Source organism: Coxiella endosymbiont of Ornithodoros amblus (genome assembly GCF_019425495.1).
GTDB lineage: Bacteria > Pseudomonadota > Gammaproteobacteria > Coxiellales > Coxiellaceae > Coxiella.
In genome coordinates, this window is record NZ_VFIV01000037.1 from 1 (window position 1) to 12,514 (window position 12,514).

Below are 12,514 nucleotides of genomic sequence, written 5' to 3' on the forward strand. Positions count from 1 at the left end.
TCGAATGTTGGAAAATGCTCCTATCTATAGTACCTATGCTTATCAAGTTGCGCTTACGATGATTCCCTTGCTATTTTTATTAGCCTTATTTATCGGAAAATTCGGTATCAAAGAGACTTTTGCTAAACTAAGCTCTTTTTACTCCTGATATTTCAAAATTCCACTAACGCTTCAGACAAATCTTTGGCTTTAAAAATACAACACGGCGCGCAATCCCTGCTTTTTCAGTTGATCCTGCAACTTCATCAACGTTTTTACTAAGCGTCCACTGTCTCTTCGGCAACCCCACGCATTGTGCGGCTGCGAATTATAATTCCCTCACTCGCTAAATCATCCACTAGTTGTCGCCCGCCTAATTTTTTAGATACTTGACAACGACTCATTGATCGATCGGTGCCGTGGCTGGCTGATCGAAAGCGTGATTTTTCGTTTCGGGATTCCCCACCAGTAGATAGGAGCCTACCCCTATGCCCCCACCGATAACACTGGCTGGCCAACCTTCGATAAGGCGCGGGGCATTTTGGATCTTCTGGCCAAAAAGTGCGAATAACACCTTTACGGTGAATATAAAGCCCACGTTTTTGGCCATTAATGAGGCGTTCTTCTTACTTACAAGTGTTATGAGAAACATCATACAAGGTTTCGATAAAAACACTCGGAATTATTTTCCCAAAGGCTTCACGGATTAAGTGCGTTAAGAGTTGGCGATTATTCCCAAAGGCACAGTTGATGCCGGCATTCATTGTGCCAAGGTATCGTTGGCCTTCAGACGAATTATCAGAGCGCAGGCCAACTCACGATCCGGGAGCATAACACCTAAACGGTGGCTTCTAATGATTCCCCGAACCCAAAAGTACCCATTTCATTGGGTTGGTGTTTTTAGCAAGTTCAGAAACATTGTCAGGCATGATCCCCTTCATTTGGCCATTTTCTTTAACAAAGGATAAATCCTCGTGAGTTCCAAAACCCCGCTTAATGGACCAACCAGCACCCACCCACCAATACCTACGTCTAACTGAGAAGACGTCAGCTTTATAAGCCCTCCCACGCCGCGACGCCAGCGGGTCCGATGGTAGACTTCTTCAGCCACACTGCCTCACGAAACCCTTTAAGCTCATCCCAAGCCAGATTGGTACATAAACAATGGATGCCACAGGAAAATATCGAAACCCAATGCGCGCGTCTGGCATGGTCATCGCCGCGTTCACTAGGCGAGGTAACTGAGCCCCCGCATTGCTAATTTGTTCAAGGACTTTATCGTCCATTTCTCGGATTAAGGACTCGCTCCCGTACAATTGAATAGGCGAAGACACACCCGCAGCCGCTCGCAGCGTCCAGCAATAGTTATTAACTTTCTTTAATTCAACAACATCCATCGATGGATATTATAGTCTACACATCCACCACACAGCTTGATTGCCATTGGCCTTTTTCTTGCTTCAACGATAGTCCGTCCAAGCTTCTCCTCTTCCTTTCTCTATCTACCGATCCCATGTCAATTCAAAATTACCAAACACTAAAATAGAAGCGCGCTTGAGCTGCCAATAAATTAAGCCAAGTCACTAAAGCGAGTTCAGTATCGCTTTCTTCAAATTCAATAGCGACGGAAACTTCTTGCTTCACTCGCGATAAGTCCTCAAGCATAATCACAAAGAAAGCTTCAGCAATGTCAATAAAAGCCTTCTCGATAGTTTCGCCAAAGCCAATAATTCCAATATCGGTTTCATATTAGTGTCTTTTATTGGCAATACCTTTACCCTCGTTTGATAAGTAAATGGAGTAAGACTTCATCCTGATCCTCCTACCCTTTTAGCAGAGCCAAACTATGTTTTAAAGCTCAAAACTACACTATCCAGGGCGTTTTTACCGAAGTCACCAATGTAACGCCAATATTGCTTCGCGGAAAACCCGCCCAAAATTGGACCCCCAACGGAAATAATAGGATTGTAATTATCTTAAGGAACTTTATTTCACCCGCATATAAAACAGGCAGAGATCGTGCACGAAATAAATACCCGCCCCTAGCACAAAATAAAGGGACCCATACACAAGAATTTTCCCTCCCAGGCTTTGGATTGGACTTTCTTTTGTGGCCTGCTTTTGTCAAAAAGTTTCATCCTAATCATTCAAATCTTGAGTCATCTTAAGTCATAAAGGTATTATAAACACTAGAAACTGACGCTACGCTGAAAAATACCGTCGTGGGGATCGGTCCAAACCCAAACATATAGGAGCCTATTAATCCTGCCAACCCATAAAAGCTCTATCCTCCATTTAAACAATTAACAAACGTACGAATCATAAAGAAAGATTCCATTTCGACTCTGTAAATTGCTCCTTATTTTTTCCTTCTCCTCAGTAGACAGATGAAATAATTGCGCGTTAACACTTTAGGGTCTTTTTTAAAACGAGGAGTCGTTGTTTCTAGGTAATAAGTAGTTATTTAGCCAAAAAATATCGCCCACCTCGCTAATTGGACAGAAATCGGCAACCCATCGCCTCCGTTCATTTGATACCCTATCCACAGAACGATATACGATATCAAAATAAGAATAAATTCGTGACGAAAAGAGTTGGCAGGACCCACCCTTGCTAATTGGGAACGAGCATTCATTACCGTGAGCATAGATTGTTCCCGCGCCTATTTTATATTAGAACCAGGCAAAACGGTAAGACCTCCACCCGTAAACGAAAGCAGCACAATCACTTTTCCCGAATCGTCGGAAATAAGTTCCCCCTGCCTTCTGCTTAGATGAAGATAAAGATACTTCTGAAGTGGAGCATTTAAACATTCATCCGAAGTGGCTTTGCTAAAAAAAGCATACCCAAATTCGAATCATGCCATCAACGCCCACAATAAAATATCCACTGGGATAAATACTCGGGACTGAGCAAATGGGATTTGTGAGATAGGGGATGCTTCCTTTTGAGACTTTGCGCCAATATGGACGCCAATATGGACTAAGTTAGTTACAACATCATAAGTACGGTAATTTCTACCGGTTTGTTTTTCTTCTCCGTCAAGCAAATGAAACTTTTCTTCATTCGATCCGTTACCTTAATTCTAAAAAAGGGAGATACTAAAAGAGTATTATTAGAACTTAACAAAAAGTATAAAGCGGAAAAAATCTATTGGAATAGAGATATAAACCTCCTTATAGGGAAATAGATACTTATTTAGAAAATCGGCCCCCTCCTCTTTCTGTTGATATTTATCATTCAACTTTACTCACTGAGGCGAAAAAATTAAAAATAAATCAGTTGGTTATTATAAAATATTTATACCTTTCTGGAAGCATATTAAGGCTTAATTATACAGTTCAGAAACGCTTCCTGCGCCTAAAAAGCTTTCTCAATATATAGCTATTAAATCCAACAACTTAGAAACTTGGAATTTATTACCTAAACATCCCGATTGGAGCCAGAGATTCGACCAATGGAACCCCGGTGAAAAAAATCCACAGATTGTTCTCAAAAAATTCACCAAATAAAATCTTAAGAATTATCCGACTCACCGTGACCGTCCTGATATTTCCTCCACGTCCCATCTTTTCCCCCATCTATATTTCGGCGAAATCAGTATCTGACAAGTCTGGGGTGCAGTTAGCCAAGCAGCCACACAGGATAGAAATTTACAGGGCGTTTTCTTGCGGCAATTAATCTAGCGAGAATTTTCTTATTATTTATCATGGCATTTGTCTCAAATGGTCAAATCTAATTTTGGAAACAAATTTGATAACTTTAAATGGAAAAAAATAAAAATTGACTCTGGGCGAAACGTTGCCCCTTATTTTCGAATTTTTAACCCTATCTTACAAAGCAAAAAATTTGATCCAAACGGGACATACGTCAAAAGATGAATTCCTGAATTAGAAAATGTGCTCTCCAAATACATCCATTATGCGGCTGATATGCCGGATAATATTTTTACTTAACTAATTCTTAAATAAGGAAATAATCTTTGATTTTTTAAATTTCTTTAATAAACTTGTGACAAGCTCTAATTAATTATTTTAATTACGTTAAGGATATCCCTCATGAGACTGTCAAACTTTAAGGCATTATTGAAAACCATAGGCCTTCAACAGACTTCTTTCTAACAAGATGAAAGATTAGGAGAATTAATTGAGTAGCAACAGTCAAGGTTTGAGGGGAAAGACTTAATAATTTAGAAACCCATTACATCAACAAGCTATTGCTCAATAAATTCTTAATGAGAGTCTTACGCAACAAGAAACTCTTCAAGTGCTTCATCCACAATCCGAAGCCCTCACTCGACTTTGACATTCAATTTACTTTTTAATGATCGTTAATCAAATAAAAAATCTTGGAATTGATCTAACTCAGTACCTGACGGGAATTAATAGTCACATTTTGCTACAGAAAAATGTTTTTCCATTTTTTTTCAACCTCAATTATAGCCAGTGGCCTTAAAAAATACCTCTCTAATTCACCTCTTGCTTTATTAAATCGACCTGTTTCACAGGATGTACAATTTAAGCTAATAAAAAGTGGTATTTTTGTATTTCTTCTCTATTACCGACAGTTAGCTCTTACAGCCGTTGGGATTGATGAGAAAATGATGGAAGATATGGGAATTTTTTGGAGCGCGTTCGATTTACTTTTCATCAAAACAGTAGCTGAATTTTCCCAGTGGTTACCTCTACAACCTCTCGCTAGTTCAGAAACGACTACCTCTTCTTATCTTTATAGCGCAGTCCGACAAGGTTATAAACACGGCGAACGCGCCTCCTATTATTTAAGAGAAAAACTAAATCCTGAAAAATATGCCGATCTTTGTAAATATTATCTTTTTAAAAATGAATTTAAAAATGCACTCTGGGCCTATCAGTAGGCTCCCTTTAATGAGAAAAGCGTCTAATTAATTATTTTATTTTTTGAAAAAAATAACGATATATTTAGACATTAGTCAGTTAAAATTCAACCACACTCTTTCAAATTAGGGAGAAAATTCTAAGAAAGTAATAGAAATTAATAATATGGTTTCATCCTTAACAAAAATCCTAAAAAAGTTAAATAAATTTATAACAGAGCAAATTATAAAACATGACGATGGAGGATATCTGCAGAAGAGAGTTCTCTCCTTAGATCAATTTAAAAATTCAGCGACTTTATACAAAAACAAAAAATTTAGAAGTCTTTCCTATCTTTCTTACAGAGTTGCCACAGAGCTTACTGAAAAGAATAGCAATCATTATTATCGTTGCGTATACAATTGTGGTCACGCGCTGTATAACCTTTCTTTAACAGTAAAGGACCAAGATGCGAAATATAAATTTTTAGATAGAGCTAAAGCATTTTATACAGCAGCAACTAAAATGGTAGCGTTTCTATTAAAAGAAGGCGATCAAGTAAAATTATCATCGCTAGCGGAGAAAGGCATTAATAAGATTGATTCCGAAATGGATACTAGTCCCGATAATAACTATGCGCTAACGTTAGCTATGGATGCGTGTGTGCCAGCAGTGGCGCATATGGCGACGCTTTTTCAGCATCCACCAGCCAAATTCAGCTTACTTTAAGTCTCTTTATTTTTACTTGCGGGATTGTTCAGCTCGTCATTGGGTACCTTTCCGATCAGTATGAACGACGACGCGTCAGCTTTTTTCAATAGTTATTTTTAGCATCGGTTCGATACTGTTCGCCCTGCCCATTCCTTGCCAGAATTAATCGTTTATCGGATTATTCAAGCCATCGGGAGCGGTTGGGATGATGGTTTGCGACTTTGCTATTGCTCGGAGCTGCTAACCATCGCGAAAAATCGGAAAAACTTACAGCTATTTAAATGGCATCATTGCCTTCTCTCCGATGTTTTCTCTTTTTTTTGGGAGTTATCTCAATGTTCATTTAGGTTGGCAATCAACTTTTTAATTTTATTACTAATTTCTTTATGGGCCTTTTTGAGTCTTTTCTTTTTCTGTCTAAATCTTTACCTAGAAAAAAATGTATCAAAGTGGATAGGTGGATTTTATAGGCGGTCTTCTTTCGAAGTATTTTTTAAGAAAAATTGTGATATACAAAACCGTGGTAGTTGAGTTTTTTATTTCGTTAATCGGAGAGACAATCATAGACCTTTGGTATTTCATCACAGGATTAACCATCAATAATTTTATTTGGCCCATGTTTGTTAATTGGGATCGGAGGAGCATTTGGCCTTTTGGCAAGTAGCAGCGGTGCGATAAAGCCCTTCAGAGATACAGTCAGCGCAGCCGCCGTTTTAAGCGGCTCTTTCGGCTTTTATTTTCTGCTATTTTGAATGGTCGTTATTAATAAAAATATCTCATCAACATTGCCGCTGGCTTCGCCGGCTATTTTATTTAGTTTAATTGAATTAATTTTACCTTTGAGTTAACGAAAGAGATTAATTATTATTCACCGGAAATGATTTTTAAAATTAGGCTGGTTTCACAGCGTATACAATACTTAAAAACTCTTCTCGATGGGTGTAATACGAAGAGTTTCCATTTTTTCTATGGCTTCATTCATCAGTTCATCTAAAGGCAAATTTTCTTCAGCTTTTAAAATTTCTTCTTCTTTGGCTTTTGTTTCGGGATTTTTTGGAGAAAACAAAGTGCAGCAATCTTCATAAGGACGTTTTGAAATACGAAAAGTGCCAATTTTCTCAGCTATTTTAATGATATCATTTTTATCAAAGCTTATTAACGGTCGTAAAATAGGTAAATTCGTCGCTTGATTAATCACCGCGATGCTTTGAATAGTTTGGCTTGCCACTTGTCCTAAATTCTCACCGGTAATTAAGGTATGGTAGATGGACTTTGTCAGTTTTTCTGCGATTCGCATCATAAAGCGCCGATGAATAATCGTCCATGTAGATTCAGAACACATTTTTTTAACGGTCTCTTGAACTTTAGTGAAATAAGGAATATGCAAATTAATTGCGCGCAATTTCCAGCGAGTTAATACGCGGGCCAGGTCGATAACTTTTTCTTTGGCCTTCTCTCCTGTGTAAGGAAAACTATGAAAATAGATAGCATCGATTATCATCCCGCGCTTCAACAGCATCCAACCCGCTACGGGACTGTCGATTCCACCTGATAATAATAAAAGACCGCGACCTCCAACACCAACAGGCAGGCCGCCCAATCCATCTTCATAATCTTCTGTCGTGTAAATAAATAGTCCCTCATCACGCACCTCAATGAAAATTGTTAATTGAGGATTATTAAGATTAACTCGCCATTTGGGAAAATGTTGAAGCAACAGGGCACCCAGTTTTTTATTAATCTCCATAGAATCCATCAGAAATAAGTTCGCGGTTCGACGGGTATCCACTCGAAAACTCAACGACTTGGATTCTAATTTTCTAAGGTGTTTTATAATAACTTCTTCTATTTCCTCAAAGTTAACTTCCAAATTCAAACGATAAGCTAATGCAAACCCAACAACGCCGAAAACGCGCTTTAATGCTTCTCTATAGTGCGGAATGTCCTTATCTGTGGTTAATTTTAAATAAAGCCGACCGCGACGCTGTTCAATAGAGGGGAAACCCTCTCCGATCGCAAGACGAATATTCTCGATGATGGAAGATTCAAAAAAAGGTCGATTTTTTCCTTTTAAAGCAATTTCGCCGTACTTAATCAGGATGACTTTTTTCATTTATCGTAATATTTTTTAACCTATAAATAATTGATTGAATATTTTCTAACACATAGTGAATTTCTTCATGAGTATTATAGCGTGAAAAACTAAAGCGAATAGCGGATTGAATCCGTTTGAACGGAAGTCCAATCGCTTTCAAAACGTGACTCGCTTCGCCTTTAGCGCCACTACAGGCAGAACCTGCTGAAACATAAATGCCCTTTTCTTCAAGCAAATTCATCATTACTTGAGAAGGAATTGAATTAAATGAGACGTTAAGCGTATTTTCTAGCGCATCCATAGGTGAATTAATCTTTACTTCTGGTATATTTTTTAATCCTTCCAAAAAATCAGCCATTAACTCCCGCCAACACTCGCGCGTTTCTTTTAAATGACAATAAGCAAGTTGAGCCGCTTTAGCTAAGCCCACAATATTAGGCACATTCTGCGTACCCGAACGCAAGTTAAATTCTTGCCCTCCACCCGAAATTAAAGGTTGTAATAGTGTTTTCTTCTTAACATAGAGAGCACCACTTCCCTTGGGGGCGTGGAATTTATGGCCGCTGATCGAATATAAATCTATATGAGTGAGATCAACCTCAAGCTTGCCAAAGGCCTGCGCACCATCAGAGAAAAAAATAATATCCTTGTTTTTAGCTTTCACTGCTTCGGCAATCTCATTAATGGGGTTGATACTGCCTAATTCGTTGTTGACATGCATAACCGCAACCAGAATAGTATTGGGCTTTATTAACTCCACAACACTTTCTGGCGACACTTTGCCCTGCATATTCACTTTTACAAAATCGACAATAAAACCGGCCTGTTCGAGCTGTTTAACACTCCCTAACACCGCATCATGTTCTATTGGGGTAGTGATAATATGATTGCCCTTACGTTTGCACGCTTGAGCCGCTCCTTTAACCGCCAAATTGGCACTTTCTGTGCCCCCCGATGTGAAAACAATTTCGTCTTCATGGACCACCAATAATCCACTCAAACCACGTCGCGCCTTGTCCACCGCCCGCTCTGCCTGAAGGCCTAAACGATGCAGGCTGGAAGGATTCCCATAACTTTTTGAGAAAAACGCTAGCAAAGACTCTATAACTTCTGGAGCAGCTGAGGTGGTTGCATTGTTGTCTAAGTATATTTCAGGCATAGAAGGATTATACTAGCCCTAGCTACATTTACTACATGATTTCCTGAAATTTCTCTCTATGGCCCTTGAAAGGCGAACCACAATACCATTCCCACAGCCGCCCGCCGCATTCTGATATCTTTTTTAGATATTTTATCGTAGAATAAAGTTGCCAAGCACAGATTCGTTCCGGACCTCCCCTTCGAGACAGTTCCTGACATTCTTGCCGAAGCATTTCTATTTCTATTTTTTGAGGAAAATGACGATGAGTCAAAATAAAATCTATGTGGGAAGCTTGTCATATGACGTGACAGCTAATGAACTTCAAACCTTCTTTAGCCAGTATGGTGAAATTGAGGAAGCTAAGTTGATTATGGATCGGGAAACAGGCCGTTCCAAAGGCTTCGCTTTCATCACCTACGGCACACAGGACGCGGCGCAAGAAGCTGTGTCGAAAGCCAACGGGATTGATCTCCAAGGTCGCAAAATCCGAGTTAACATAGCCCGAGAAAATACAGGTGACCGTCGACGTGACGGTGGCAGCAGCGGCCGCAGTGGTCGAGGCGGCGCTCGAGGTGGCCGTTTCTAAGCCACTTTCTCCTTTCTCAAAACAAAGCGAGGAAATAAAACCCCTCGCTTTACTTAAAAGGATGGAAAACTTAGTAAGGAATTTCCTGAAAATGCCCTTTCTCCATTTCAGATAACTCTTCCATTATCTTCTTTGAAACCGCACGAACTCCCTGTCGGCCCTGCTGATTCTTTTGGGGTTGGGGGGCAAACCATTTTAATTTCATATAAAACTGACAACCTTTCTGGGGTAAATACCGCTGCATTTTATCTTCCTCATCCAGCAAATACAAATAAATTAATAAGAGTTTTAGCTTGAGGGACAGCTTGCAAAATCTGACTAGCCCCGTAACGTAATCGTCCATATTCAATCGCCCTGTCTCGCTCCGCGTCGCTTCAGCGAAGATATAGTGAAATCTTCTCGTTTTAATAAATGTGTAACCCTTCTTAATACTGTTTTCGCATTCGATCGTTCCCACTCTGTTTTAATAGGGATGATTTTACTCATAACTTAACTTATTAGTATTAGGCGATTGAATAAGTTAGCGCACGGCAAACTTTACATTGGGAATACTGGAGGAAAATCGACGAAAATGCCCAAGATATCCCCATACCCATAGCGAACCTAAACCCAAATAATGCCAAAAGCATCTCTGAGGTGGTTTGCACAAATGAGCACCGAACCTTTGTGCTCTTTCTTCAGAAAGCCTCGGAATTGTTTTCTAATTTTGTGTTTGTTTTTTTATTTTGTATCGCCGTACGAAGCGAACATAGAAAACGATTGCCGAATAAAAGGACAGCAAAAAAGGAATGAAAAGACTCTTTGTAATCGCAAAATAAATTTCCTCTAAGACAGAAAATTCTTGAACTTAATCTTAATATTATAACTACGAACCTTGGGCCAATCAAGTATATAAGGCAACTCCTAACAATCCTAACAATCCTCTTTTAAATTAGCCCTTGTGTTGATGGCAGGCATCGTAAATTGCTTTGGCTAAGGTCTCGCTGACGCCGGGAACCCTTGCGATTTCTTCAATGCTAGCCCGCTGAAGTTCTTGTAACCCGCCAAAATATTTTAATAATTTTTGTCGTCGTTTAGGGCCAATTCCTTCAATTTCCTGCAAGGTGGATTCTACCCGACGCTTAGCGCGACGATTGCGATGCGCCATAATCGCAAAGCGATGGGCTTCATCACGAATTTGTTGAATTAGATGAAACACGACGTTATCTGCCGCCAAATGGATTTCTTCTCGTCGCCCCCAAAGGAACAACTTCTCCAATCCAGCTTTACGACGGGGTCCTTTTGCAATTGCCGTTAAAATGACCCCGCTCACTTGCAATTCTTCAAGCACTTCGGCTGCTTGCCTAAGTTGGCCCATACCCCCGTCAATCAGCAGAATATCAGGCAAAATACCTTCGCCTTCTTTTAAGCGCGTGTATCGCCGTGTCAGCGCCTGTCGCAAAGCACCGTAATCATCACCCGCTGTTACTCCGTCAATATTAAATCGTCGATAGTCTTTTTTAACGGGCCCCTCTTCCCCAAAAACAACGCAAGATGCCACCGTCGCCTCTCCTAAGCTATGGCTAATATCGAAACATTCGATACGCACAATTGGATTCAGTAAAGCCAACGATTTTTGTATGGCTTCTAACTTTAGCACAAAAGTATTTTTCTGAGCTAAGTGTTGTGAAAGAGCTTGAGCTGCATTGAGTGCCGCCATTGCTTGCCATTGCTTATACGGCGCTCGTTTTTGATCGGTAATTGCTAGTTTTCGGTTCAAACCAGAAGACAAAGCACGTTGTATCCATAAACGGTCCTCCAATAGCTCAGTCGTTACGATCCGTTCGGGGATATCGCCGTTGCGCAAAGGACTCAAGTAATATTGAGGGATAAATTCAAGTAAGGCAGTTCGGAGCGTCGTTCCTAAGGGTGTATTAGGAAAGAAAGGTTTATGACCAATCATTCGCCCGGATCGGATGAATAATATAGCAAAGCCGATGGCTCCATTTGATTCGGCGATGCCAATTATATCAATGTTCCCCTTCCCGCCAGTAATGATTTGCTGTTTTTGTAGCCGCCGTAATTGGCGAATTTGATCACGGTAATGAGCGGCTTCCTCAAAAACAAAATTCTCAGAGGCCACTTCCATTTGCTCAGTTAATTTCATAATTATTTCATCGTTTTTACCTTCAAAAAATAAGATAGCGTCTTCAACCTGGCGTCGATATTCCTGCTCATTGACGTACCCCACGCAAGGGGCTGTACAACGCTTGATTTGATATTGCAAACAAGGACGCGTGCGGTTTTTAAAAAAAGATTCACTGCATTGACGCAATTTAAATAGCTTTTGAATCAAGGCGAGATTCTCTCTCATCGGTCCGGCATTGGGGTAAGGGCCAAAATAACGGCCGGGGGCTTTTTTTGCACTGCGGTAAAAATCCAAGAAGGGAAATTTTTGATGAGTTGCTAAATAAAGATAAGGATAGGATTTATCATCTCGTAGCAATACATTGTAACGGGGCTGAAACTGTTTAATGAAACTGGCTTCAAGTAAAAGGGCTTCATTCTCATTGCGGGTGATCGTCGTTTGAATCGACTGCACCTGAGGCATCATGGATTGCGTTTTGCTATCTAGTTGACGACGAAAGTAGCTACTGACTCGTGTTTGTAAATTGCGCGCTTTACCCACATAGATGACTTTCCCCTGCGCGTCTTGCATCTGGTAAACACCGGATCCGGTAGGTAGGGTCTTAAGAAAAGCGCTTGGATTGTCAATAGTCATGAGTGTCTGGATCTAATATTGATTTTTGACTGGCGGAGAAGGAGGGATTCGAACCCTCGGAGGAGTTGCCTCCTCAACGGTTTTCAAGACCGTCGCATTCAACCGCTCTGCCACCTCTCCAAAACCTCAAATTCTCTTGTCTCCTTCGACCTCCCAAGAGCGGATAACGGGCAAAGGAGAACTACTATACTATAAATTAAGTATATATAAGTAACTGAGTGAGGGTACGCCTAGCCTATATCAACCCACAACTCACAGTAATTTGAATTTTAGGCTTTATCATTTCAGCACAGGCGAGAGTCCCAGCGCACCGAAGGTGCGCTGTGCACGTGTGGACTGCTGGATCAACTATGTTTGAATTGCTGTGAGCAAGTTTGAAAACCGGCTAATAAATAGTAATTTTATA

Annotated in this window: 10 protein-coding genes, 1 tRNA gene and 6 pseudogenes; 6 read left to right on the plus strand and 11 right to left on the minus strand. The window is 40.2% G+C overall.

Annotated elements, in window-relative coordinates; translation table 11 throughout:
• Positions 1–148, plus strand: a 148-nt coding sequence (locus FIV31_RS05380) for a hypothetical protein (protein WP_280124079.1), incomplete at its 5' end; no start/stop codon positions are given.
• Between the two features lie 109 nt (positions 149–257).
• Here FIV31_RS05380 and FIV31_RS05385 read toward each other — a convergent pair.
• From FIV31_RS05385 to FIV31_RS05410, 6 genes and pseudogenes are all read right to left on the minus strand, one after another.
• Positions 258–743: pseudogene (locus tag FIV31_RS05385) on the minus strand (RtcB family protein).
• 87 nt (positions 744–830) lie between these two features.
• The gene (locus tag FIV31_RS05390; RefSeq protein ID WP_280124072.1) at positions 831–995 is read right to left on the minus strand and encodes an RtcB family protein; all 165 of its coding nucleotides are present in this window, start codon (positions 993–995) and stop codon (positions 831–833) included.
• Positions 917–1,090, minus strand: coding sequence for a hypothetical protein (locus FIV31_RS05395; protein ID WP_280124081.1), 174 nt, complete (start codon positions 1,088–1,090; stop codon positions 917–919). The genes FIV31_RS05390 and FIV31_RS05395 overlap by 79 nt, the downstream gene beginning before the upstream one ends.
• A complete protein-coding gene (locus tag FIV31_RS05400; RefSeq protein WP_280124073.1) occupies positions 1,083–1,376 on the minus strand; it encodes a hypothetical protein in 294 nt (97 codons plus the stop codon). Before FIV31_RS05400 ends, FIV31_RS05395 begins: the two co-directional genes overlap by 8 nt.
• A gap of 130 nt (positions 1,377–1,506) precedes the next feature.
• The gene (locus tag FIV31_RS05405) at positions 1,507–1,716 is read right to left on the minus strand and encodes an archease (protein ID WP_341873970.1); all 210 of its coding nucleotides are present in this window, start codon (positions 1,714–1,716) and stop codon (positions 1,507–1,509) included.
• Between the two features lie 113 nt (positions 1,717–1,829).
• Positions 1,830–3,028: pseudogene (locus FIV31_RS05410) on the minus strand (hypothetical protein); the annotation flags it as partial.
• A gap of 18 nt (positions 3,029–3,046) precedes the next feature.
• Here FIV31_RS05410 and FIV31_RS05415 point away from each other — a divergent pair.
• The 4 genes and pseudogenes from FIV31_RS05415 to FIV31_RS05425 all read left to right on the plus strand — a co-directional run.
• Positions 3,047–3,755 (plus strand): annotated as a pseudogene (locus FIV31_RS05415) (deoxyribodipyrimidine photo-lyase); the annotation flags it as partial.
• Positions 3,756–3,779: 24 nt separating this feature from the next.
• A pseudogene (locus tag FIV31_RS08595) lies at positions 3,780–3,935 on the plus strand (FAD-binding domain-containing protein); the annotation flags it as partial.
• A 452-nt stretch (positions 3,936–4,387) separates the two neighbouring features.
• A complete protein-coding gene (locus FIV31_RS05420) occupies positions 4,388–4,855 on the plus strand; it encodes a hypothetical protein (protein ID WP_280124074.1) in 468 nt (155 codons plus the stop codon).
• Between the two features lie 568 nt (positions 4,856–5,423).
• Positions 5,424–6,373 (plus strand): annotated as a pseudogene (locus FIV31_RS05425) (MFS transporter).
• 71 nt (positions 6,374–6,444) lie between these two features.
• Here the strand turns inward: FIV31_RS05425 and thiI are convergent.
• On the minus strand, positions 6,445–7,638 hold the full coding sequence (gene thiI / locus FIV31_RS05430) for a tRNA uracil 4-sulfurtransferase ThiI (protein ID WP_280124075.1): 1,194 nt from the start codon (positions 7,636–7,638) through the stop codon (positions 6,445–6,447).
• Complete coding sequence (locus tag FIV31_RS05435) at positions 7,616–8,779, minus strand: cysteine desulfurase family protein (RefSeq protein ID WP_280124076.1); 1,164 nt, start codon at positions 8,777–8,779, stop codon at positions 7,616–7,618. The genes thiI and FIV31_RS05435 overlap by 23 nt, the downstream gene beginning before the upstream one ends.
• 202 nt (positions 8,780–8,981) lie before the next feature.
• Here FIV31_RS05435 and FIV31_RS05440 point away from each other — a divergent pair, with 202 nt between their 5' ends.
• The gene (locus FIV31_RS05440) at positions 8,982–9,347 is read left to right on the plus strand and encodes an RNA recognition motif domain-containing protein (RefSeq protein ID WP_280124077.1); all 366 of its coding nucleotides are present in this window, start codon (positions 8,982–8,984) and stop codon (positions 9,345–9,347) included.
• 70 nt (positions 9,348–9,417) lie between these two features.
• Here FIV31_RS05440 and FIV31_RS05445 read toward each other — a convergent pair.
• The 3 genes and pseudogenes from FIV31_RS05445 to FIV31_RS05455 form a co-directional block, all read right to left on the minus strand.
• Positions 9,418–10,160: pseudogene (locus FIV31_RS05445) on the minus strand (lysophospholipid acyltransferase family protein).
• 118 nt (positions 10,161–10,278) lie between these two features.
• A complete protein-coding gene (gene uvrC, locus FIV31_RS05450; RefSeq protein ID WP_280124078.1) occupies positions 10,279–12,108 on the minus strand; it encodes an excinuclease ABC subunit UvrC in 1,830 nt (609 codons plus the stop codon).
• 30 nt (positions 12,109–12,138) lie between these two features.
• Positions 12,139–12,228, minus strand: a tRNA-Ser gene (locus FIV31_RS05455).
• Between the last annotated feature and the right edge of the window lie 286 nt (positions 12,229–12,514).

What these genes read in the sequence shown, in the direction of transcription:
- FIV31_RS05400 (WP_280124073.1), bottom strand. Translation starts at nt 1,376, where the DNA reads ATGGATGTTGTTGAATTAAAGAAAGTTAATAACTATTGCTGGACGCTG.
- FIV31_RS05420 (WP_280124074.1), top strand. Translation starts at nt 4,388, where the DNA reads ATGTTTTTCCATTTTTTTTCAACCTCAATTATAGCCAGTGGCCTTAAA.
- thiI (WP_280124075.1), bottom strand. Translation starts at nt 7,638, where the DNA reads ATGAAAAAAGTCATCCTGATTAAGTACGGCGAAATTGCTTTAAAAGGA.
- FIV31_RS05435 (WP_280124076.1), bottom strand. Translation starts at nt 8,779, where the DNA reads ATGCCTGAAATATACTTAGACAACAATGCAACCACCTCAGCTGCTCCA.
- uvrC (WP_280124078.1), bottom strand. Translation starts at nt 12,108, where the DNA reads ATGACTATTGACAATCCAAGCGCTTTTCTTAAGACCCTACCTACCGGA.